The sequence below is a fragment of the Staphylococcus sp. GDY8P54P genome (assembly GCF_017892645.1).
GTDB lineage: Bacteria > Bacillota > Bacilli > Staphylococcales > Staphylococcaceae > Staphylococcus > Staphylococcus ureilyticus.
This window is the reverse complement of record NZ_JAESLN010000010.1, coordinates 157,396-180,836: the sequence shown is the minus strand read 5'-3', so window position 1 is coordinate 180,836 and position 23,441 is coordinate 157,396. Positions and strand designations below refer to the sequence as shown.

At 34.3% G+C, this 23,441-nt stretch carries 18 protein-coding genes, 1 tRNA gene and 1 other annotated feature; of the genes, 14 read left to right on the top strand and 5 right to left on the bottom strand.

Translation table 11 applies throughout. The annotated features are described in order from the left end of the window. Positions 1-110: 110 nt before the first annotated feature. Genes KA883_RS06735 through KA883_RS06715 form a run of 5 tightly spaced genes read right to left on the bottom strand, consistent with a single transcriptional unit; the run spans position 111 to position 7,186 of the window. Positions 111-851, bottom strand: a complete 741-nt coding sequence (locus KA883_RS06735) for a cyclase family protein (RefSeq protein ID WP_046207136.1) — start codon at positions 849-851, stop codon at positions 111-113. 24 nt (positions 852-875) lie between these two features. Then, on the bottom strand, positions 876-3,122 hold the full coding sequence (gene metE, locus KA883_RS06730; protein WP_155390641.1) for a 5-methyltetrahydropteroyltriglutamate--homocysteine S-methyltransferase: 2,247 nt from the start codon (positions 3,120-3,122) through the stop codon (positions 876-878). Continuing rightward, positions 3,116-4,957 carry a bifunctional homocysteine S-methyltransferase/methylenetetrahydrofolate reductase gene (locus tag KA883_RS06725; RefSeq protein WP_046207134.1) on the bottom strand — a complete coding sequence of 614 codons (1,842 nt, stop codon included), beginning with the start codon at positions 4,955-4,957 and terminating at the stop codon, positions 3,116-3,118. The genes metE and KA883_RS06725 overlap by 7 nt, the downstream gene beginning before the upstream one ends. Next, positions 4,911-6,086 carry a cystathionine beta-lyase MetC gene (gene metC / locus KA883_RS06720; protein ID WP_046207133.1) on the bottom strand — a complete coding sequence of 392 codons (1,176 nt, stop codon included), beginning with the start codon at positions 6,084-6,086 and terminating at the stop codon, positions 4,911-4,913. The genes KA883_RS06725 and metC overlap by 47 nt, the downstream gene beginning before the upstream one ends. After that, the gene (locus KA883_RS06715) at positions 6,083-7,186 is read right to left on the bottom strand and encodes a PLP-dependent transferase (RefSeq protein ID WP_046207132.1); all 1,104 of its coding nucleotides are present in this window, start codon (positions 7,184-7,186) and stop codon (positions 6,083-6,085) included. The genes metC and KA883_RS06715 overlap by 4 nt, the downstream gene beginning before the upstream one ends. Positions 7,187-7,250: 64 nt before the next feature. Further along, positions 7,251-7,625 (bottom strand) — a binding site (T-box leader). Between the two features lie 173 nt (positions 7,626-7,798). On the opposite strand from KA883_RS06715, the gene KA883_RS06710 reads away from it, so the two are divergent. From KA883_RS06710 to sat, 14 genes are all read left to right on the top strand, one after another. Next, the gene (locus tag KA883_RS06710; protein ID WP_046207131.1) at positions 7,799-8,632 is read left to right on the top strand and encodes a ParB/RepB/Spo0J family partition protein; all 834 of its coding nucleotides are present in this window, start codon (positions 7,799-7,801) and stop codon (positions 8,630-8,632) included. Positions 8,633-8,963: 331 nt separating this feature from the next. Then, complete coding sequence (locus KA883_RS06705; protein WP_046207130.1) at positions 8,964-10,109, top strand: globin domain-containing protein; 1,146 nt, start codon at positions 8,964-8,966, stop codon at positions 10,107-10,109. Positions 10,110-10,514: 405 nt separating this feature from the next. Further along, positions 10,515-11,696, top strand: coding sequence for a YhgE/Pip domain-containing protein (locus KA883_RS06700; RefSeq protein ID WP_046207129.1), 1,182 nt, complete (start codon positions 10,515-10,517; stop codon positions 11,694-11,696). 55 nt (positions 11,697-11,751) lie between these two features. Then, positions 11,752-12,291 (top strand): PadR family transcriptional regulator, encoded by a 540-nt coding sequence (locus tag KA883_RS06695; RefSeq protein WP_046207128.1) that lies wholly within the window; start codon positions 11,752-11,754, stop codon positions 12,289-12,291. 175 nt (positions 12,292-12,466) lie between these two features. Continuing rightward, positions 12,467-12,558 (top strand) — tRNA-OTHER (locus KA883_RS06690). A gap of 93 nt (positions 12,559-12,651) precedes the next feature. Next, the gene (locus KA883_RS06685; RefSeq protein ID WP_046207127.1) at positions 12,652-13,890 is read left to right on the top strand and encodes an aminoacyltransferase; all 1,239 of its coding nucleotides are present in this window, start codon (positions 12,652-12,654) and stop codon (positions 13,888-13,890) included. Between the two features lie 733 nt (positions 13,891-14,623). After that, positions 14,624-15,346: a phosphoadenylyl-sulfate reductase gene (locus tag KA883_RS06680; RefSeq protein WP_046207126.1), complete on the top strand. Its 723-nt coding sequence runs from the start codon at positions 14,624-14,626 to the stop codon at positions 15,344-15,346. A 195-nt stretch (positions 15,347-15,541) separates the two neighbouring features. Next, positions 15,542-17,365, top strand: coding sequence for an assimilatory sulfite reductase (NADPH) flavoprotein subunit (locus tag KA883_RS06675; protein WP_046207548.1), 1,824 nt, complete (start codon positions 15,542-15,544; stop codon positions 17,363-17,365). 58 nt (positions 17,366-17,423) lie between these two features. After that, positions 17,424-19,091 (top strand): NADPH-dependent assimilatory sulfite reductase hemoprotein subunit, encoded by a 1,668-nt coding sequence (locus KA883_RS06670; RefSeq protein WP_245337600.1) that lies wholly within the window; start codon positions 17,424-17,426, stop codon positions 19,089-19,091. A gap of 23 nt (positions 19,092-19,114) precedes the next feature. Beyond that, on the top strand, positions 19,115-19,885 hold the full coding sequence (gene cobA, locus KA883_RS06665; protein WP_046207124.1) for a uroporphyrinogen-III C-methyltransferase: 771 nt from the start codon (positions 19,115-19,117) through the stop codon (positions 19,883-19,885). Between the two features lie 19 nt (positions 19,886-19,904). Beyond that, the gene (locus KA883_RS06660; protein WP_046207123.1) at positions 19,905-20,639 is read left to right on the top strand and encodes a sirohydrochlorin chelatase; all 735 of its coding nucleotides are present in this window, start codon (positions 19,905-19,907) and stop codon (positions 20,637-20,639) included. Positions 20,640-20,683: 44 nt separating this feature from the next. Next, positions 20,684-21,295, top strand: coding sequence for an NAD(P)-binding protein (locus KA883_RS06655; protein WP_046207122.1), 612 nt, complete (start codon positions 20,684-20,686; stop codon positions 21,293-21,295). A gap of 23 nt (positions 21,296-21,318) precedes the next feature. Beyond that, the gene (locus KA883_RS06650; RefSeq protein WP_046207121.1) at positions 21,319-22,224 is read left to right on the top strand and encodes a sulfite exporter TauE/SafE family protein; all 906 of its coding nucleotides are present in this window, start codon (positions 21,319-21,321) and stop codon (positions 22,222-22,224) included. A gap of 21 nt (positions 22,225-22,245) precedes the next feature. Then, a complete protein-coding gene (gene sat / locus KA883_RS06645; RefSeq protein ID WP_046207120.1) occupies positions 22,246-23,427 on the top strand; it encodes a sulfate adenylyltransferase in 1,182 nt (393 codons plus the stop codon). Positions 23,428-23,441: the final 14 nt, after the last annotated feature.

Below are 23,441 nucleotides of genomic sequence, written 5' to 3'. Positions count from 1 at the left end.
ATAAAAGAGATATATGAATATAAGAAGTGCTCAATTTCTTATATATGATAATGGCTAGGTTTTATAAGTTTCATATTATTGAAGCGAAATGGACCGTTTCGCTTATGGTTTTAAGGTTTGATAGCAAAGGCACGTACTGGAAATCCAGGTGCTTTGTTTGGTTTTGGACTGATAGCATAAATAATGGCGCCTCGTGTAGGCAGTTGATCTAAATTTGTTAGTAACTCAAGTTGGTAGGTATCTTGACCTAATACGTAACGTTCACCGACAATATCACCATTTTTGACAACATCTACTGAAGCATCTGTATCAAACGTTTCATGACCGATAGATTGGACTTGTCTATCTTCAAGTAAATATTGTAAGGCATCCAAGCCCCAACCAGGTAAGTGTAGTTGTCCTTCTGCATCTTTATTTTCAAAATGTTCAATATCTGGCCAACGTTTGGACCAATCACTGCGAAACGCAACAAATGTGCCAGGTTCGATTGAACCATGTTTAGTTTCCCATTGTTTAATATGATCACGCGTTAAAATAAAGTCAGCATCAGCTGCCACTTCTTGTGAAAAGTCTAAAACAACTAATGGTAATACGAGTTCTTTTAGATCAATTTCATGAAGATAGCGCGTTTTTTCGACAAAATGTATCGGGGCATCTATGTGAGTCCCATACTGAGTCACAATATTCCAGTTTTGGACATAGAAACCATCGTCGGCAACATTAAATAGTGTAGAAACTTTTGCGCGTTCAAATTCACTAAAACACGGAATTGTTTCATCAAAAGTATGGGTTAAGTCTACCCATGTTGCAGTTTTTAATTGTTCTAACTGTTCCCATAGTGGATATGTCATTGGTATCACCTTCGTCATTAATGATTAAACTGTTGCAGGGTTTGTTGATTTACGTAATTTGTCTACTGAATTTACAAGCACAGTCAATGATTCTCTCACTTCATCTTCTTTACGTGTTTTTAAACCACAATCTGGATTAACCCAGAATAAAGAACGATCAATTTCTTGTAGCGCTCGGTTAATTGCTTCTGTGATTTCTGCTTCAGTAGGGATACGTGGACTGTGGATATCATATACCCCTAATCCAATACCTAAGTCATAAGTAATATCTTCAAAATCTTTAATTAAGTCGCCATGGCTACGAGATGTTTCTATTGAAATAACATCTGCATCTAAATCATAAATAGCATGAATGATTTGGCCAAATTGAGAATAGCACATATGTGTATGAATTTGCGTTTCATCGGCAACAGATGATGTAGCTAATTTAAATGAGTGCACAGCTTTATTAAGGTAATCTTCATGATATTCTGAACGTAATGGCAAACCTTCTCTCAATGCAGGTTCATCAACTTGAATAATTTGGATACCAGCTTTTTCTAAAGCTAAAACTTCTTCATTAATCGCTAATGCAATTTGGTCTTGTACGGTTTCGCGTGGCAAGTCTACACGTTCAAATGACCAATTCAAGATAGTCACTGGACCTGTAAGCATACCTTTTACTGGTTTATCCGTTAAACTTTGTGCATAAAGTGTCTCTTTAACTGTTAAAGGCTCTGTCCATTTTACATCACCATAAATGATAGGTGGTTTTACCGCACGTGAACCGTATGATTGTACCCATCCATACTTCGTCACTAAGAAGCCTTGTAATTTTTCGCCGAAGAACTCTACCATATCATTTCGTTCAAATTCACCATGGACTAAGACATCTAATCCGATATCTTCTTGGATTTTAATCCAGCGCGCAATTTCATTTTTTAAGAATGTTTTATAATCTTCATCTGTAATTCGATTATTTTTCCAATCTGCACGGAATTTTCTTACTTCTTGCGATTGTGGGAATGATCCAATCGTTGTCGTTGGTAAATCAGGTAAGTTGAGACGTGCATCTTGTGCTTTTTTACGCACTTTAAAAGGTGACTGACGTGTAGTACGCACACTGTCGAAATCATACTCTAGATTTTTAAATGATTGATTTTGGAAGCGCTCATAACGTGCTTTCAATTCATCAAATTTCTGACTGTCATTGTCATTAAATAATCGTCTTAAAGCATCCAATTCATCTAATTTTTCAGTGGCAAAACTCAAACCTTCTGCGATGGATTCGTCTAATGTTTCATCATCTAATGATACTGGTACATGTAACAATGAAGAAGATGGTTGAATAACAAGGTTATTTGTAGCACTTTGTAGTGTGTCGATTAATGATTTTTTAGCTTCAATGTCTGCTGCCCACACATTACGACCATCTATAATACCTGCATAAAGTGTTTTGTTTTTGTCTAGTTCGCCATTTTTAATTTGTTTTAAGTTATAGCCGTTATCATGTACAAAATCTAAACCTAATCCTTTTACAGGTAAGCTGTTGAGGAATTTTAAGTTGACACGTTCAAAATAAGTTTGAATCACAAGGTGATTACTTACGCCTGCTTCGTCAAAATAGTTATAAGCAGTACGTGTAATATCTTCAAATGGTGCACTATCATCTTCCACAAGTACTGGTTCATCGATTTGAATGTATTCCGCGCCTGCATCTACTAAAGACTGTAAAACTTCTTTATATAAAGGTAGTAAAGTATTTACTTTTTCTTCAAATGATTGCGAACCGCCCTTAGAAAGTTTTACGAATGTTATGGGACCCACAATTACTGGGTGCGCATTCACATTAATGGATTGTGCATATTTGAAGCGCTCTAATAATACATTGTCATTTAATTTTGGCTCTACGTTGTCCCATTCAGGTACAATATAGTGATAATTTGTGTTGAACCATTTGATTAATGCACTTGCAACATGTTCTTTATTACCTCTGGCAATGTCGAACAATAAATCGTTGTCTAATGCTCTGCCTTGGAAACGTTCTGGAATAATATTGAATAATAATGATGTATCAAGAATATGGTCATAAAGAGAGAAATCTCCGACAGGGACACTCGTTAGATTATAGTTCTTTTGTAGTAATAAATTCTCTTTATGCAAGTCTGTTAATTGTTGATTTAATGTAGGGGCATCTATTTTATTAGCCCAGTAACCTTCTATTGCTTTTTTCCACTCTCTTTTTCTGCCTAATCTTGGGAAACCTAAATTTGATGTTTGAATTGTCATAATATTGCCTCCTGTTTACTTGAAGTAATTGATTGTGAATATGATGCGAGTGCTAAAGTGTAATCGACTTTCTGGAACGGTGTAATTAAATATAAGCCGTTAAAATATTTATGGACGGTATCTATAAGTTCCTTAGAAAGTTTAAGGCTTAATGCTTTCGTTTTTTCTTTATCGTCTTTAACAGCTTCAAATTGTTCTAAAATGTCTTCGGATAGTTTGATTCCAGGCACTTCGTTGTGTAAAAATAGTGCGTTATTATAGCTAGTGACTGGCATAATGCCAATAAAGAATGGTACGTCTAAATGTTTGGTTGCTTCATATATTTCTTCGATTTTTTCGGTGCTATAGACTGGCTGTGTGATAAAGTAGTGTGTGCCACTCTCTATCTTTTTCTCAGCACGTTTGACTGACCCTTCGAGTTTTCGAACATTTGGATCAAAAGCACCTGCGATGTTGAAGTTCGTTTTCGTCTTCAGCGCATCACCATCTGTGTTAATACCTTCGTTAAAGCGTAATGCAATTTCTGTTAAACCTTTGGAGTTCACATCGTAAACATTAGTTGCGCCGGGTAAATGACCAATTTTTGATGGATCCCCTGTAATGGCTAGTATTTCATTTACATTCAGTAAGGATAGGCCTAATAAATGTGATTGTAGTCCAATGAGGTTACGATCGCGACACGTGATGTGAACGAGCGGTTCAATATTATATTGTTGTTTGATGATACTTGCTGCTGCGACATTACTGATACGCACAGTAGCTAAAGAGTTATCTGCTAAGGTCACCGCATCAATATGAGCATCATCAAGTTTTTTGATATTTCTGAAAAATGTTTCTGTATCTAAGTGTTTTGGCGTATCCAATTCTACTATAATAGTGGGACGTGCTTTGACTTTCGTTGTTAAGTTTTGTTGTTGTACATTGTTATGTGAAGGACTATTATATTTTTTAATAGGTATTACATTTTTACTGGATACCGGTTTGAGATTGGCTACAGAGGACTTAATGTATTGAATATGTTCTGGTGTAGTCCCGCAACACCCCCCGATAATCCTAACGCCTTCTTTGATCAACTGCTCTGCCACTTTACCGAAGTATTCGGCATTATCACTGTATTTAAATCGACTATTTTCAATATCTAATAAACTTGCATTGGGATAGCAAGATAAATAGGCATTGTCAGGTAATTCAATATGTGAAAATGATTGTTGCATGTGGTGAGGACCATGGTGACAATTGAGTCCAACGATATCAGCACCACTGTCGACAACGCGTTGTAAAGCTGTATTAATTTCCGTACCATCTCTCAAGTAATTTGTGTTTAATGCTGTTAATTGAGCAATAATAGGAATATGATGTTTGCGTTTTGTAGCTGTAATAATGTTGGTCAGCTCTTCTAAATCATAATAGGTTTCGAAAAGTAAACCGTCGACGCCTTCTTCAACTAAAGTATCTACTTGGATCTCGGTATGATATTGAATGGCTTCTAAACCTAAATCTTCCTGTTTTACACCTCTAAATCCACCTACGGTACCTAATATAAATGTTTCATCATTAGCTGCTCTTTTGGCAATTTGTACTGCGGCTTTGTGTATTTCTTTAACCTTGTGTTCTAAACCAAATACTTTTAATTTTTCAAAATTTGCACCATAAGTATTGGTCTGAATAATATCTGCACCAGATTCAATGTAGGAGCGATGTATCCGTTCTATTTTGTCAGGATGGGTTAAATTATATGCTTCTGGACAAGTATCTAAACCATCAGAATATAGAATGGTTCCCATTGCACCATCAGCGACTAAAATGTTCTGTTTCAGTTTGTTGATGAGTTGACTCATTGAAGGCCTCCTTCAGTGCGTAGTTTAAATCAGCAATTAATTCGTCAGCATTTTCTAAGCCTACACTTAATCTAAATAATCCAAATGTAATATTGCGTGCTTCACGAACTTCTTTTGGTACAGCAGCATGAGACATAGTAGCAGGGTGGGATAAAATCGTCTCAACGCCACCTAAACTGACAGATACAAGTGGTAGCGTGAGCGCATCTACAAAAGCTTGCGCTTTTGATTCATCTTTAAGTCTTAAGCCTAAAACAGCACCACCATGTTTTGCTTGAGATAAATGTAACTTGTCATTTCCTGGGTAATAGACTTCTGCAATTTCTTCGCGCTGCGTTAAGAAATCATAAACTTTTTGTGCATTCTCAACAGATTGATTGAAACGTACAGACAACGTTTTTAAATGCTGTGCTAACGTCCAGCAATCATGTGCAGACAATGCAGTTCCTGTACCGTTTTGCAATAGATAAAGTGCGTCTGCTACTGCTTTATTATTTGTGATAGCAGCGCCAGCAATGATATCACTATGACCACCCAAGAATTTTGTAGCACTATGTACGACGATATCTGCACCTAAAGCTAAAGGTGACTGACCAAGTGGTGTCATAAATGTATTGTCAACAGCGAGTAATAGTTCGTGTTGTTGTGTGATACGAGAGACGCCTTTAATATCAGTGATTTTAAATAATGGATTAGATGGTGTTTCAATATAAACCAGTTTTGTATTTGATTGAATCGCTTCTTCAATTTCTTGTAACTGTGTTGTGTCTACCGTGGTAAATTGAATATTAAAGCGTGTCAAAATTTGTTCTGTTAATCTAAAAGTACCACCATAGACATCATCTGGGAGAATGACATGATCACCTGCATTTAATGTGAGTAGTACAGCTGAAATGGCTGCAATACCTGATGCATAAGCAAATGAGTAATCGCCCCCTTCAAGTGCTGCTAATTTTTCTTCTAACAAAGCACGATTAGGGTTGCCACTTCGCGCATAATCATATTTAGCGTCACCACCTAAAACTTTTTGATGAAATGTCGAAGATGCATATAATGGTGGATTAGCTGAATCGTAATCAACACCTCTTTGTGCATCAAATACTACTTCTGTTTCTTTAGATAAACTCATATAATCACACTTTCTTTAGATTTTTCTAATGCTTGTATAATGTCTTGTTCAATGTCTTCGTAATCTTCAACGCCGATGGATAATCTCAGTAAATGTTCATCAATGCCTCGCTTTTCTTTTTCTTCATCTGGCATGTCAACGTGTGTTTGTGTATAAGGAAATGTGATAAAAGTTTCTGTTCCCCCTAAGCTTTCTGCAAAAATACATACTTTTAAGTTTTCTAAAAATTTATCGGCTTTATAATTTTTATTTAAGCGTAGACTCATCATTCCCGTTCGACCGCAATATAAGACCTGGTCAATGCCGGTTAAGTTACAACATCGTTTGGCTAATAATTGAGCATTATATTCTGAACGGTCCATTCTTAAATGTAATGTTTTTAAACCACGTTGTAGTAAGTAGCTATCAAAAGGTGATAAAGTTGCACCAATCATGTTATGAAATTCACCTAATTTTTCAGCTAAATTTTCATCTTTAACCGTCACGACACCAGCAAGTACATCATTATGCCCACCTATGTATTTCGTAGCAGAATGTAGTACAATATCTGCACCATCTTCAAGTGGTGTTGAGAGATATGGTGTTAAAAAAGTGTTGTCTATAATCGTTAGTAAGCGATGCTTTTTGCTTAAAATATAATATGGATCAACGTCTACTTCTTGCATTTGTGGATTTGAAATCGTTTCTATAAATAGCGCTTTAGTATTTTCTGTAATGCTTTCTTTAACAGTTTCATAGTTTAAGAAATCAACATATTTGAAATGTACACCGTATTGTTGCTCATAAAAATCAAATAATCTAAATGTGCCACCATAAAGGTCGAATGAAACGAGTATTTCATCGCCAGCTTTAAATAAATTACATATTAATTGTATGGCTGCCATGCCACTTGCAGTAGCAAATGAAGCAGTACCACGTTCTAACTTGGCAAATGATTCTTCAAAAGCTGAACGTGTTGGGTTTTTAGTTCTTGTATAATCAAAACCCGTCGATGTTCCTAAATGAGGGTGCTGATATGCTGTTGATAAATAAATTGGATTTGCAATCGCTCCTGTTGCATCTTGTGTCAGTGCGATTTGTGATAACTCAGTATTTTTCATAATACAGATAACCTCCTTTAAAAATAAAAAAAGCTTCCGTCCTTTAAACCCGAATCAATCGGATGTAAAGGACGAAAGCTTAGCTCGCGGTACCACCTTTGTTTGTTACTTTATCACTAAAGTAACCTTATCCAGTACGCCAAATTGCATTCATTACTTGTACTGAACGTGCGCTACCGTAATATGATCAAATAAAAAAACTCACTGCCACTGAAAGTGAAATGAGTATTAACGACATATACAACGCTTGGAATAATCCAGTACGCCATTAAGCAAAATGTTAATACTGTATCGCTATAACGGGCGATCCCGTTGACACCTCATATTGGCATCAACACTCAAAGGCCATTTTCAAACTTTCTTTCTGTGTCTCCTTTCAGCAAGTGAAGACTCTCTGTGTCAGCAGTGTAAGTTCTACTTTCCTTATTACTGTGTGTTGCTATTTCAAATTTGTTATCATTTAGATTACACATTAAAATAACTTTTGTCAATAACTTATCTGAAAATTTTGATTTAACCGATAATTTAAAATGATATTTTTCATTGCTGTAGTGATGATATACTATGTTTAACTAAAAAGGTCATTTTTATTTAAGAAAGTAGGTGTAAACGATGAATGATGCTATAGATGAACGACTCAAAGTAGATCACAATGCGCACGTAAAAGAAATAGCACTCAATAGCATTAAACCTAATCCTTATCAACCTAGGAAATCATTTGATCAAGAACGTTTGGAAGATTTGGCTGAGTCGATAAAACTACATGGTATTTTACAGCCTATCGTGTTACGAAAAACAATATCTGGTTATAACATTGTAGTAGGTGAGCGACGTTTTCGAGCATCAAAACTAGCAGGATCAACGACAATACCCGCCATCGTTAAAGTGCTATCTGATGAAGATATGATGGAACTCGCTGTGATTGAAAATCTACAACGCGAAGATTTAAATGCGATTGAGGAAGCAGAAAGTTATCGTAAATTAATGGATGAGTTAGCGCTAACACAGCAAGAAGTGGCACAGCGATTAAGTAAATCTAGACCATATATTGCCAACATGTTGCGTTTACTACAATTGCCTAAGGACATTACTCAAATGGTCAAAGATAACAAACTATCAGGCGCACATGGACGCACGCTATTAGCGATAAAAGATAAGCAAAAGATGAAAAGCATAGCTAAGCAAGCCTACCGGGAGTCTTGGAGTGTACGTACATTAGAACAATATGTAAATGAAAACACTGAAAATAAAAAATCTATTAAATATAAGTCGCATACAACTAAAAAACCTAAGTTTATACAACAACAAGAGCGACAGCTAAAAGAACAATATGGTTCAGCTGTAACGATATCTAACAAAAATAAAAAAGGTTACATCACTTTTGAATTTAAATCTGAAACTGAGTTCAGAAGATTAATACACCAATTGAACGAGAAATATAATTAAAACAAGAAATTTTACCCATCGTTTGAATTAAGTAATAATAATAAATAACAAACCTAAAACCACATGCGAACTGATATACCACCAGGTGTATGTGGTTTTTAAGTTTGCAAAAATGAATTATCAATATAATATATTTTATTTTAGATTATATAGTGAATAAAAATGAGCGATATTTTTCAATATATTATCTTTTTTAAAAATCATTAATCAAAAAATAGTTACAAATTAATGAATATCGAATGTGAAATTTATGTGAAATTAAACACATTTGCTTGTAAGCAAAATAATGTAGTTCAATAATGGAAGTGAAGGAATGACTAGGAGGGGTTTTATGTTAAATCAAGAAGAAATAAAAACAATAAGAGAAACGGTACCATTATTGAAAGATAAAGGACAGACAATAACATCAACTTTCTATAAAAGATTATTCGAACAACATCCTGAATTGAAGAATATGTTTAACCAGACCAATCAAAAAAGAGGATTACAATCTTCTGCATTAGCGATGGCAGTATTAGCGGCGGCAGAAAATATAGATGACTTATCATCAATTGTTCCCGCAATTATGCCTGTGGTTTACAAACATTGTGCTTTACAAGTAAAAGCTGAGCATTATCCAATCGTTGGTGAAAATTTGATTTGGGCAATTCAACAAGTGACTGGCTTAAAAGAAGAAGATCCTATTATCCAAACTTGGATTAAAGCATATGGAGAAATTGCTGATGCATTTATTGGTTTAGAAAAAGAAGTTTACAGTAAAATGGCTTGGGATGGCTTTAAACCATTTACTGTAACCAATATCACTGATGAAACCGAAATCATTAAATCTTTCACAGTAACATCAGACGACATTGATTTAAGTCAATTTGTACCTGGACAATATATTACAGTAGATATATCTAGTGATAAGTTGCCTTACAGAGCTAAAAGACATTATTCCATTGTAGATGGTGACAAAGATTTCTTAACATTCGGTGTACGTAGAGACGTTACGGAAGAACATGAAGGTGAAGTATCTACAGTACTACATGATGAAGTCAAAGTGGGAGATACGCTATTTTTATCTGCGCCAGTTGGTGGATTTGGATTGGCAAACAAAGATCATAAACAATTATTCATAGGCTCTGGTGTAGGCGTGACACCTCTTGTTTCAATGTATAAAGAAGCGGTTGATGCTGATTTAACTTCAACATTCCTTCAATCAACATCAGATGCTCAAAACGTAGCATTCGAAGAAAATTTAGAAGCAATCACAGCACAATCTTCAGTAGCACAATTTGATAAACATTTCCGTAATCAAGACGGATTTATAGACGCTGAACAATTAAAACAATACCTTGATGGTGAAACAGAAGTTTATGTATGTGGTGGTAATTCATTCTTAAAAGCTATGATTCAAGAATTACAGAAATTAGAAGTGCCAATGGACCATATTCACTACGAAACATTCATTCCAAGATTGAGTTTTTCAGTATAGTGTAACGCGTTTTACACATTTTATATAAATTAAAAAATAAATCATAAAATAGATAGCTCATTTTATTTATCTGGAGACTTTTCATATTTTTTAAATAATAACCTCGACTAATAGTTTAGTCGGGGGTTTTTTATTTTATGTTGCGCAAATATTTTTCAAATATATTAAAAATACAAAGACATGCTGCCAATTAAGTAAAATTTCCCAATTCATAAAACCATATGAGCATAAATTGTATGTATAAAAACAGTCATTAAGTTGCCGCCTTATAACGCTTTGTAAAAATAATGAAAATTTTAGGTTTATATTATTGACCTATTTAATTCAAGAGAGTAGTATAAACAAAGTACTTTGTTAAAAGTACTTTTATAAAACTATATATGCGTGTTAGAAAGGATAATTAAGATGAAATTTAGTGATTTTTTAAAATCAAAAGGGGCAATTGGCGCAATATTTATGGGGATTTTTTATGGATTAGTGATGTTGGCCATCTTTTTACCTGGTTACAAAGCGATGCCAGGTAATATTGATAAATTACCTATTGCAATCGTTAACGATGACAACGGAGATTATGGTAACCAAATATCAAAACAATTGAACAACAGTTTACCGTTCGATCATATAAAAAAAGATATTTCTAATTCGAAAGCAAATAATCAGTTGGAGCATAATGAATTGAATCTTGTAATTCATATACCTCGAGATTTTTCAAGTAATTTAAAATCTGAAAAGGGTACAGCAGGGCTAGATTTTAAAGTAAATGATGCTTCTCCAACAATGATTAGTCAATCTATGGATTCAATTGGAAGTGAAATTAATAGTCAGCTTAGCAAGCAATTTTCTAATCAAACAACTGAAGGTGTATTAAAACAAGCAAAAATACCTGATGAACAAATGGACGGTTTAATTAAGCAAATCAACGCTTCTTATTCTGGTAACATTAATCATATAAATAAAATGCCATCAAGCATGAATTTTAAAATGTTACCTATGTTTTTAACTTTAGCTGGATATGTAGGCGCAATGATTGGAGCGATGCAATTAGTTAGTGCATTTAAAGAAAACAGACACAGAGCTAGTAAAACCAAGTTGTTTATCTATGTGCAACTAACAGCTCTAATCATTGGATTAGCTTCTTCTGTCATTTCTTTAGGTATTGCTTATTTAGTCAATGATTTAGAAGCTGATAAATTCTTAAGTATTTTTGGTCAATTAGTATTGAATTATTGGGTTTCCTTTAACTTTACAGCAATCGTCGTATTCTTAATAGGACAGGCAGGTATGATTTTAAATATTCCTATTTTACTCATACAAACAATTGCTAATGGGGCAACAATGAGTCGTGATATGATGCCTACAGTTTATAACTGGATGAGTCATATTTCCCCAATGTATTATTCAGTTCAGGGTCACTTTGCAAACATTTTTGGAAGCATACCACAAACACCTTATATTTTATCTATGGCAGCTGTAGGTGTCGTTGCTATGTTCGTTAATATTGTTATCGTTACGTTTCTTTATAAAAAAGAATCCGATATCGTTTTTGAGAATTATAAAAATACTAACGAAACGCTTGCAAACTATTAACACCTTCTTTAGTTCTGTTAAAATAAAGGTATTAAGAAAAAAGGAGCCTTTAATAATGTCTATTCAAATATTTATATTAGGGAAATTAATGGAAAAAAACAGTTACCCTTATTTATTAAAAAAACAGCTATCAGAACCTATACCTTTTGATAAAATGAGCGGACTAACAGAAAGTAAGCTTTATTATAATTTTGAAGCATTATCCAAAAAAGGCCTTGTAGAAATAGTGGAGACAATTAAAGAAGAAAATCGTCCAGATAAACAAGTATTTCAAATTACTGAAAAAGGTAAACAAACTTTGCCTAAATTGATATATAAGTTATTCGAGAACGCTAAAGAAATTAACGAAATGTATGTTGGTATTGCTTATCTCAAATTTGTAGATAAGCAAAAAGTAATTAATATCTTAGAAAGCAAAGTTCAAGATTATAAACAAATGTTGATACAATCAAAAGAGATAAAGTATAAGATTCAGGTAACTACTGAAAATGAAGGGTTATTAAATTTTATGTCGGATCATTTTAACACTAAAACAAATAATACAATTCATTTTTTAGAAAAACTGATAACACTTATTGAAAATGATAATGTATGATATTAAAGATGGAACAAGTAACGTAAGAGGCGTTACTTGTTCTTTTTTACGTTGTTTTGAAAAGATTGTACTTTATATATATATCTACAATGAGAAAAAATGTTTAATATGTTTCGGACAATACTTTTAATTATTATAAAGAAGTAGTACAATATAATTAAAGAAATAAAATTTTGGAGGGATACCCAAGTCTGGCTTAAGGGAAATTAATAGTTAATATTAATTAGAAACATCTTGCTTGCGTTGGTTCGAATCCTTCTCCCTCCGTTAAATCATTTACCAAGCCTTTCAAGAGCTTGGCTTTTTTTATGATTTATATTGTTCAATGCATTATAAATTCAAATAGAAAGTAGGTTTACAATGTATTTCACTCACTTAAACATTGATGAATTTGAAAACTTTATTCATAACCATGCGGCACATTATACCCAAAGTGCTAACCATTTTCGTTACAGAAACCAACATAAAAATGATGTGCATATTGTAGGTGTTAAAGATAATGAAGATAACGTCATAGCAGCATGTCTTTTAACAGAAGCACGTTCCTTCAAATTTTTTAAATATTTTTATACACATCGTGGTCCTGTTTTAGACTTTTCTGATTATCAGTTAGTAAGATTTTTCTATAAAAGTTTAACGAAGTATTTGAAAAAGCATCGGTGCTTATATGTTTTAACCGATCCATACATATTAGAAAATATAAGAAATGCGCAAGGCGAAATATTAGAAAGCTATAACAATAAACCACTTATCAAGACTATGGAAGATATAGGTTATAAACATCAAGGATATACGGTAGGATATTCTCAAATAAGTCAAATTCGTTGGTTATCAGTTTTGGATTTAAAAGATAAAACAGAAGATGACTTACTTAAAGAAATGGATTACCAAACGCGTAGAAATATTAAGAAAACATACGAAATGGACGTGCGCGTACGTACACTGGCTATTGAGGAGACAAGTAGATTTTTTAAATTATTTAAAATGGCTGAAGAAAAACATGGATTTAAGTTTAGAGATCAGCAATATTTTGAAGAAATGCAAAATATTTATCATGATAATAGCATGTTAAAATTAGCATATATCGATTTGTCAGAATTATTAGTAAAGCAAAATAAGCAATTAGAAAAGTTGAATAAGGACTTAGAAAATACGAAAGAAAGCTTAGAAAACAATCCTAACTCGAAAAAAAGTAAAAATAAATATGATCAAGGATTACAACAAATAAAAGCACAAAAAAGAAAAATAACTGAAACAGAAGCATTAATCAAAACAGATGGCACTATACTGGATTTAGCAGCAGCGCTTTATATTTACAACGACTATGAAGTTTATTATCTTTCAAGCGGCTCCAACCCTAAATACAATACATATATGGGTGCCTATAGATTGCAATGGGAAATGATCAAGTTTGCGAAGGCGCATAATATCCAGCGTTATAACTTTTATGGCATAACTGGAGATTTCAGTGAAAATGCTGAAGATGCTGGTGTACAAAAGTTCAAAGCAAGTTTTAATGCACATGTAGAAGAGTACATTGGAGATTTTATTAAACCAATCAGACCTTTGCTTTATAAAATATATGACTTAATCAAATAGAGTATGTTTTGTTTGTCCGCGTTTAGTTTTATTTATATTTACAAAAAGAAATGAGTGAGACGCTGGGACATAAAGTTCTTGGACAAGTGAAAAAAGGGCAATTTCTATTGAAACAATATAGAAATTGCCTTTTTCTATATTTTTTTAATTATGGTTATCTCATTGATTCACTACTTGAGTTGATATAGGGCTTATTTTTAAAAATAATTTAATGTAAAATTACACATAAATATATTGTATTTTTGGTGAGACGCTGGAGGTATCAGAACAGGCTGAAGACTACAGATTAAATCTGTGCCCTAAGCAAACGAACCAACAATATGCCACAAGTATTGAATAACAAAGAGGCACGCAGATGTATAAATTAAATCATCTGTGTGCTATTTTTCTAGGATTTATGTTTCGGACTGTTTTAAAATACAATCAAGAATAAAAAAAGCAAAAAATTTCAGAAAAATTTGAAAAGGTTATAGCAAAGGCGATAATCCAATATAACAAGGTTGTTATAAAAATAAATTAAATTAAAAATCAGAAGTGCTAAAAACACTATAGCTATGCACTTTGTTTACAAATTTAATAAAAAATATACCTAATTCGTGTGTTCAAATATACACTTGACATAAAAATTTACAATGAGTAAAGTGTAAATCATAATTATTTTCAAATTATTCTAAATTAAAAATAACTCTAATTATAATATATTTATGAATGTTATGAGGGGGCGAATAAATTAATGTTTGAACCAAAAGTTACATATGCGCATTTTAACGCAAACGTCTTTGAGTCAATTGATATTGATGATGAAACAAAAGGTGCGCGTGAAATCGTCGCTTGGGCTTATCAAACCTATGGTGATTCAGTTATTTATGCTTGCAGTTTTGGTGCGGAAGGCATGATATTAATTGATTTGATTTATAGTGTTAAGAAAGATGCCCAAATTGTATTTTTAGACACAGGTCTTCACTTTCAAGAAACATACGATCTAATTGATCGTGTTCAAAAACGTTATCCAGAACTACGAATTAAACTTAAGAAACCTGAATTAACTTTGGAAGAACAAGCATCACAATATAATCCTGCACTTTGGAAAAATAATCCAAACCAATGTTGTTATATTAGAAAAATCAAACCATTGGAAGATGTTTTGTCTGGTGCTACTGCTTGGATTTCTGGATTACGTAGAGCACAATCGCCCAGTCGTGAAAATACTCAGTTTATAAATAAAGACGAACGCTTTCAGTCAGTAAAAATATGTCCGTTGATACATTGGACATGGGAAGATGTTTGGCAATATATTAAAAAATATGAATTGCATTATAACGAATTACACGATTTTAACTATCCAAGTATAGGGTGTATACCATGTACTACAGCTGTTGAAGGATCAGGAGATTCAAGAGCAGGCAGATGGACAAATTCAAATAAAACAGAATGCGGTCTTCATACTACAGATTAAACATCTTTATAGTTAAAAAATTTTTTTTGCTATTAATCCTTAGTATTCCAATCGGATAGATATAACTAAAGATTGGTCATCAAATCAATCTTATAGTGATAGTTACATTTACCCGTGAAAAGTTATGGAATCAACTGTTGAGTGATTTTAGATAAATGATTGTTAAATAAAAAATTAAAATGAGGTGAAATGGTTGTGAACTTATCTGTAATAAATAGTCCATTTGATGAAAATCAAGCTACACAACTAAACCAAATTATTCAAAATCTTACGATTGAGCAGCAAGTTTGGTTAAGCGGTTATTTAACTGCAAATTTACAGAGTGTTACTACAAAACAAGAAACACCATCGGAAGTAGCTCAGTTTGTATTGAATAAAGAATCTACTTCAAATAGTGAGAGACATATCACTGTTTTATATGGTTCAGAAACTGGTAATGCACAAGGTTTAGCTGAAAAATTAGCTGATCGTCTTGTCGAACTTAATTTCAATGTGAAATTGAGTGCAATGGGTGATTACAAAACTAAGGATTTAAAAAAAGTAGAAGATTTATTTATTATTTCTTCTACTCATGGGGAAGGAAACCCACCCGATAATGCCATTAGCTTTCATGAATTTTTACATGGAAGAAAAGCGCCTCAGTTGGAAGGTGTACGCTATTCAGTTTTATCACTCGGGGACGCGTCGTATGAGTTCTTCTGTCAAACAGGTAAAGACTTTGATGCACGTTTAGAAGATTTAGGTGCTTCCCGCTTGGTGGATAGACAAGATTGTGACTTGGATTTTGATGATACGGCTGAATCCTGGATGGATCACATTATCGAACAGTTAAGTGATGCTTCATTGAGCGAGGAAAAAGTGACAACAACGAACACTGTGCCATTGACAAATGACAAAAGGTATTCAAAAACACAACCATATGAAGCTGAAATATTAGAAAATATTAACTTGAATGGTAGAGGTTCTAATAAAGAGGTTAGACATATTGAATTACAATTTGAAGATTATGGTGAAGACTACGAGCCAGGTGATTGCTTGGTAGTGATTCCAGAAAATGATGAAAAACTGGTAGAAACGTTACTAAATCAATTAGATTGGGATGCTCAAACAGAAGTACCAATCAATGACAAAGGTGATGTACTCACAGTAAAAGAGGCACTACAGCACCATTTTGAAATCACTAAATTAACAAAGCCATTATTACAAAAAGCAGCTGAGCTGTTTGGAAATAAAACATTGGCAGAAAATGTTATAGATCAAGATTGGATTAAATCTTATGTATATGGTCGAGATTTAATTGACTTAATTCAAGACTTTAGACCTGAAAAACTCGAGCCTGAAGTGTTGTACCAATTTTTAAGAAAACTGCCTCCTAGAGAATATTCTATAGCAAGCAGTTATGAAGCAAATCCTGATGAAGTTCATATCACCGTGGGCGCTGTAAGGTATCAAGCGCATCAACGTGAACGTCAAGGTGTTTGTTCAATTCAATTAGCTGAACGTATGGAACCTGGTACATCTATATCTGTCTATCTAAAGAAAAATCCGAATTTTAAATTTCCATTCGATGAAGCTACACCTGTCATTATGATTGGACCCGGCACAGGTGTCGCGCCTTTTAGATCTTATTTACAAGCACGTGAAGAATTAGATTTATCAGGACAAACATGGTTATTCTTTGGTGAACAGCATTTTACAACAGACTTTTTATATCAAACAGAGTGGCAAGATTGGCTTAAAGAAGGCGTTCTTAGTAAGTTGGACTTGGCATTTTCAAGGGATACAGAAGAAAAAATTTATGTTCAACACAAAATTGAAGAACAAAGTAAAACTTTTTATGAATGGTTGAAAAACGGTGCAGCATTATATGTATGTGGTGACGAACAAAATATGGCTAAAGATGTACACAAAGCGATACATCAGGTTTTAGTTAAAGAAGGTAATATGTCAGATGAAGAAGCTGAGACTTATTTGACACAGATGAAACAAGACAAACGATATCAAAGAGACGTTTATTAAAAAAGGAGTTGATCACGTGACAGAATCAAATTTAAATTTTTCTCAAAAACTTGATGAGATGGAACGTATCAAAGCTAATAGTAATTACCTTCGCGGCACAATTGTCGAAGGGTTAGCAGATAGAATTACAGGTGCGATTTCAGAAGAAGATACTAAATTATTAAAGTTTCATGGAAGTTATATGCAAGATGATAGAGATCTTCGCGACGAACGCCGTAGACAAAAATTAGAGCCTGCATACAGTTTCATGATAAGAGTGCGTGCGCCAGGTGGTGCTTCGACTCCAGAACAATGGATTGCGATGGATGATATTGCGAACCAATATGCAAATCAAACGATTAAATTAACAACAAGACAAGCATTTCAATTCCATGGGGTTTTGAAAAGAAACTTAAAGCAAACAATGTTTGATATCAATCAATCTTTATTAGACACGTTAGCAGCATGTGGCGATGTTAATAGAAATGTAATGTGTAACCCTAACCCCTATCAATCTGATGTGCATGCGGAAATTAATCAGATTGCAAGTGATATTAGCCGTCATCTTTCACCTAAAACACAAGCTTATCACGAAATTTGGTTAGACGGAGAAAAAGTGTTAGATACAAGTGATCAAGAACCAGAGCCACTGTATGGTAAAACCTATTTACCACGTAAATTTAAAATTGGTATTGCAGTCCCACCTTCTAATGATATCGATGTATTTTCTCAAGATATTGGGTTAATTTCGATTATTGAAGATGGTGAATTAGTTGGATTTAATCTTACGGTTGGTGGCGGCATGGGAATGAAACATGGAAATACTGCGACATATCCACAAGTTGGCCGTTTGATTGGCTATTTTCCAAAATCACAGGTCATCGATGTTTGTGAAAAAATCCTGACAATTCAGAGAGACCATGGAAATCGTGAAGAGAGAACAAATGCACGTTTTAAATATACGGTGAATCGTAAAGGCGTAACATGGATTACGGATGAGCTCAATCGTCGGTTAGGTTGGGAACTAGAGCCTAAGCGTGCATTTCACTTTGAAGATAATGGTGATCGATATGGTTGGACTGAAGGCAGTGGCAAACATCATTTCACATTATTTATTCAAAATGGCCGTGTTAAAGATACAGAAGAATATCAATTGAAAACAGCGTTAAGAGCGATTGCTGAAGTGCATACTGGAGATTTTAGACTTTCGCCTAACCAAAATTTAGTAATTGCGAATGTTGAAACACAGAAAAAGCCAGAAATTGAAGCGCTGATAAAGCGATATGGTTTAACAGATGGCGAACATTATACGGGATTGCGGAAAAATTCTATGGCTTGTGTCGCTTTTCCTACTTGTGGTTTAGCAATGGCAGAATCTGAACGGTACCTACCTTCGCTAATAACGAAAATAGAAAGTCTGTTAGATGAAGCAGGCTTAAACGAAGAAGAAATAACCATTAGAATGACGGGATGTCCTAACGGTTGTGCACGTCCAGCATTAGCTGAAATTGCATTTATTGGAAAAGCACCAGGTAAGTACAATATGTACCTAGGTGGCGGTTTCGCTGGTGATCGTTTAAATAAGTTGTATAAAGAAAATATTGATGAAGCGGAAATATTAGAAAGTTTAAGGCCTATTTTATTGCAATATGCACAAGAAAGAACTGTTGGTGAACGTTTTGGTGATTTTGTCGTCAGGGCAGGTATTGTTGAAGCAGTTACAGACGGTCAATTATTCCACAGTTAATCAATTAAGAAAGTGGTGTTAGGATGGGAAAAGTATTTTTAGTAGGTGCGGGCCCTGGTGATCCGGATTTAATTACAGTTAAAGGTAAAAAAGCGATTGAAACGGCTGACATTATTTTATACGACCGTTTAGTTAACCCTGAGTTATTAGATTATGCATCTATAACTGCTAAGTTAATATATTGTGGTAAAAATCCTAACCATAAATCAGTGTCGCAAGTAGATACTAACCAATTACTTGTCGATTTAGCACAAGAAGGACACACGATTACACGTTTGAAAGGTGGAGACCCATTCGTGTATGGCAGAGGTGGCGAGGAAGCAGAAGTATTAGCCACAAATGATATATCATTTGAAATCGTACCAGGTATTACTGCAGGTATCGCAGCACCTGCATACGCAGGTATCCCTGTAACGCATCGAGACTATAGCTCTTCAGTTGCATTTGTTACGGGTGTTATCAATAAAGAAATTGACAAGGATGAATACTGGAGACATCTAGCTTTAGGGCCGGAAACGTTATGTATCTATATGGGAGTTAAAAAGCTGCCAGAAATTGTTGAGTTATTAACTAAAAATGGACGTAATAAAAATACGCCAGTAGCACTTGTACATATGGGTACATCTCAATTACAAAAAACCGTTGTAGGCACATTAGAAACCATTGTCCACGGTGCAAAAGAGATTGAAAATCCAGCTATGATTATTGTGGGTGAAGTCGTGAAATTACGTAACCGAATCAGTTGGTTTGAAGAAACATATAAAAATGAATTATTAACACAACTCACATCATAGTTGTTGGAGGGGTTATGATATGCAAGGCGTTTTATATGTCAGTCATGGTAGTCGTGTAGCAGAAGCAGTCGAAGAAGCAACGTCATTGATTGCGCGTGTACAAACAAAAATTAATATTCCTTTACAAGAAACATGTTTTTTAGAACTTGTAGACCCGGATATATCTGAAGGTTTTAGGAAATTAGTGCACCAAGGTGCAACAGAAATTTCAGTGGTACCTGTATTGCTACTTAGCGCAGGACATTACTACAAAGATATACCTGAAGAAATTGAACGTATGAAAGCACAATTTCCCAATGTGAAAATTAATTATGGTAAACCTTTAGGCGTACAAAAACGATTAACGGAAGTGCTTAAACAACGTTTAGAAGAACGTAAAATCACACCTAATGCTGACGCTAAATTATTAGTTATTGGTAGAGGAAGTTATAATCCGCAAACAAAGCAAGATTTTTCGGTAATAAAGTCACAATTATCAGAAATGTTCCCCTCTAAAAGTATAGAAGTGTGCTATTTAGCAGCTTGTGAACCGTTATTTGAAGATGCACTGGACCGATTAGTAAATGAAGGTCATTCGCAAATATTTATTTTACCGTATATCTGGTTTACAGGTATTTTAGACCAACACATCGCTAATGTTGTGAGTGCTTACCAATTTAAAAGTGACATTATTTTAGCAGCGCATCTGAGTCATCATGAGACATTACAAATTGCATTAAAAGAACGTGTGGAAGAGACATTTGATACAGTTTAGTCATTTTATCAAAGTTGAAAGTACCTTATCTGAGGAGTGACATTATGTCTTACATCCCTTTAATGGTTGATATTTCGCAAAAACAAATCGTTGTTATAGGTGGCGGAAAAATAGCAGAAAGACGTATCAATCTTTTAAAAACATATACAAAACTAATTCAAATTATTAGCCCCACGCTCACTAATAACTTAAAACAATTAGTTGATAAACAAGAGATTCAGTGGCGGAATAAAATATTTGAAAGTAGTGATGTGCAAGATGCAGATTTAATTATTGCTGCGACGAATGATACAAATGTAAACCAGTCTATATTACAAGCAAAGCCAGACAAGGCATTAATTAATATGGCAGGTCAAGCGTTAGCAGGTGATGTATTGATACCAAGTATATTGCGACGTGGTAAGTTAACGATCAGCGTTTCAACACAAGGTGCCAGTCCTAAGCTGGCCAGTCAAATTTTAGCTGAGTTACAACAACATTTTAATAGCGCATATGGTGATTATGTAGATTTCCTATATGAATGTAGACAGCAAGTTAAACGTAGCTCACTTTCATCGGAGGAAAAAGAACGGTTTTTGAAGCAAATCTTAAATAATAAATATTTAAAAATAACTAAGCAAAATGAAGTTAGAAAGTGGTTATCAGCGCTGAAGTAAATTGAAAGGAAAGGGGACATCATATGTATAAATTATTTGTTTTTGCACTGGCTGGTTTTCTCGCTCAATTAATTGACGGTTCATTAGGCATGGGATTTGGCGCATCATCTTCTTCAATATTATTGACATTTGGTGTAGCACCGGCAATAGTCTCAGCTACAATACATTTTTCAGAAATTGCTACTACAGCAGCGTCAGGAACGTCGCATTGGAAATTTGAAAACGTACATAAACCTACCATGATTAAATTAGCGATTCCTGGAGCGATAACAGCTTTTATTGGTGCTGCTATATTAAGTCATATACACAGTGACTTTATTAAACCATTTATCGCTGTATTTCTATTATCAATGGGACTCTATATTTTATACCAATTTTTATTTACTAAAGAAAAACCATTATCAAAAACGAATGAACAAACATCCCGCTTTGTATTAATACCACAAGGCGCCGTGGCAGGATTTTTAGATTCAATTGGTGGTGGAGGCTGGGGACCGGTAAATACGCCATTAATACTTGCTCAAAAGAAATTGGAACCTAGGTATGCGATTGGTACAGTATCGGCAAGTGAGTTTTTCGTGACAGTATCTGCGTCGCTAAGCTTTATTATTTTTCTTGGTTGGAGTCAAATTAATTGGTGGCTTGTCGTGTCATTAAGTGTCGGTGGTATGATTGCTGCACCGTTTGCAGCATGGTTAGTCAGACTGTTACCGATGAATATATTAGCTGTGTGTGTGAGTGGATTGATTATTTTCACAAATACAAATTCACTGATTAGTGTTGTTGAAATCAATCACGCTTTATCAATCGCAATAAAAATTGCATTGATTGTGATTTGGTTCGGATTAATTTTATATGCTTTATACCAAAATAATAAATTACCGTTTGCTACTTTTAAAGATGAAACCAATGTAAATAAATTAGATTAATTCATTAAGGAGTGTGACAACATGTCATTAATAAACGAAAAAGATCAATCTACCATCCAACCTCATGGTGGTGCACTTATCAATAGGGAGGTCTACGGCGCAGAGCGAGAACAATTGCTTAAAGAAGCTGAAACACTCGCATCTATCACTTTAAATCCGTGGAGTTTATCAGATTTGGAATTAATTGCAATAGGTGGCTTCAGTCCACTGACAGGCTTTATGAATAAAAACGATTATACCAACGTGGTAGAACACTTACATTTAGATAATGGTTTGGTTTGGAGTATTCCGATTACATTACCTGTGACAACAGCGCAATCTCAAAATTTGAATATTGGCTCTCGTGTGGCTTTGTATGGGGAAGATGGTGTTTTATATGGTGTGATTGACTTAGAAGAAAAGTATACGTATGACAAACAAAAAGAAGCGCAACTTGTATATGGAACGACGGATGTTGATCATCCTGGTGTCAAAAAGGTCTATGAAAAAGGGGACGTCTATCTCGCAGGCCCAATTTATTTATTAAATAGACCTAAACACGACGAATTTGTAGATTATCATTTGGATCCTAAAGAAACAAGACAACTCTTTACAGACTTAGGATGGCAAACAGTAGTAGGTTTTCAAACTAGAAACCCAGTACATCGCGCACATGAGTATATTCAAAAGGCTGCTCTAGAAGCAGTAGATGGCTTGTTGTTGAATCCTTTAGTAGGTGAAACAAAATCTGATGATATTCCAGCATCAGTACGTATGGAAAGCTATCAGGTTATATTGGAAAATTATTACCCGGAAAATAAAACGCGCTTAGTTATTTATCCTGCCGCAATGAGATATGCAGGGCCTAGAGAAGCGATATTACATGCTACAGTACGTAAAAACTATGGATGTACACACTTTATTGTAGGGCGTGACCATGCAGGCGTAGGTGATTATTATGGCACGTATGAAGCGCAAGAACTGATTGCTAAATACGAAGCAGAATTGGGTATACAAATATTAAAATTTGAACATGCCTTTTATTGTAAAACATGTGAAAACATGGCTACAGCAAAAACGTGTCCACATGATGCTTCAGCACATTTACATTTGAGTGGTACGAAAGTTCGTGAAAAATTGAAAAACGGAGAAACGTTACCGAAAGAATTTTCAAGACCTGAAGTGGCTCAAGTTCTTATAAATGGATTGAAAGAACAGAAATAAAAGGAGTGTAGACA

Bases quoted from the DNA above. Each gene is read 5' to 3' on its own strand.
- KA883_RS06735 (WP_046207136.1), bottom strand. From the start codon at position 851: ATGACATATCCACTATGGGAACAGTTAGAACAATTAAAAACTGCAACA.
- KA883_RS06725 (WP_046207134.1), bottom strand. From the start codon at position 4,957: ATGAGTCAACTCATCAACAAACTGAAACAGAACATTTTAGTCGCTGAT.
- metC (WP_046207133.1), bottom strand. From the start codon at position 6,086: ATGAGTTTATCTAAAGAAACAGAAGTAGTATTTGATGCACAAAGAGGT.
- KA883_RS06715 (WP_046207132.1), bottom strand. From the start codon at position 7,186: ATGAAAAATACTGAGTTATCACAAATCGCACTGACACAAGATGCAACA.
- KA883_RS06710 (WP_046207131.1), top strand. From the start codon at position 7,799: ATGAATGATGCTATAGATGAACGACTCAAAGTAGATCACAATGCGCAC.
- KA883_RS06705 (WP_046207130.1), top strand. From the start codon at position 8,964: ATGTTAAATCAAGAAGAAATAAAAACAATAAGAGAAACGGTACCATTA.
- KA883_RS06700 (WP_046207129.1), top strand. From the start codon at position 10,515: ATGAAATTTAGTGATTTTTTAAAATCAAAAGGGGCAATTGGCGCAATA.
- KA883_RS06695 (WP_046207128.1), top strand. From the start codon at position 11,752: ATGTCTATTCAAATATTTATATTAGGGAAATTAATGGAAAAAAACAGT.
- KA883_RS06685 (WP_046207127.1), top strand. From the start codon at position 12,652: ATGTATTTCACTCACTTAAACATTGATGAATTTGAAAACTTTATTCAT.
- KA883_RS06680 (WP_046207126.1), top strand. From the start codon at position 14,624: ATGTTTGAACCAAAAGTTACATATGCGCATTTTAACGCAAACGTCTTT.
- KA883_RS06670 (WP_245337600.1), top strand. From the start codon at position 17,424: ATGGAACGTATCAAAGCTAATAGTAATTACCTTCGCGGCACAATTGTC.
- cobA (WP_046207124.1), top strand. From the start codon at position 19,115: ATGGGAAAAGTATTTTTAGTAGGTGCGGGCCCTGGTGATCCGGATTTA.
- KA883_RS06660 (WP_046207123.1), top strand. From the start codon at position 19,905: ATGCAAGGCGTTTTATATGTCAGTCATGGTAGTCGTGTAGCAGAAGCA.
- KA883_RS06655 (WP_046207122.1), top strand. From the start codon at position 20,684: ATGTCTTACATCCCTTTAATGGTTGATATTTCGCAAAAACAAATCGTT.
- KA883_RS06650 (WP_046207121.1), top strand. From the start codon at position 21,319: ATGTATAAATTATTTGTTTTTGCACTGGCTGGTTTTCTCGCTCAATTA.
- sat (WP_046207120.1), top strand. From the start codon at position 22,246: ATGTCATTAATAAACGAAAAAGATCAATCTACCATCCAACCTCATGGT.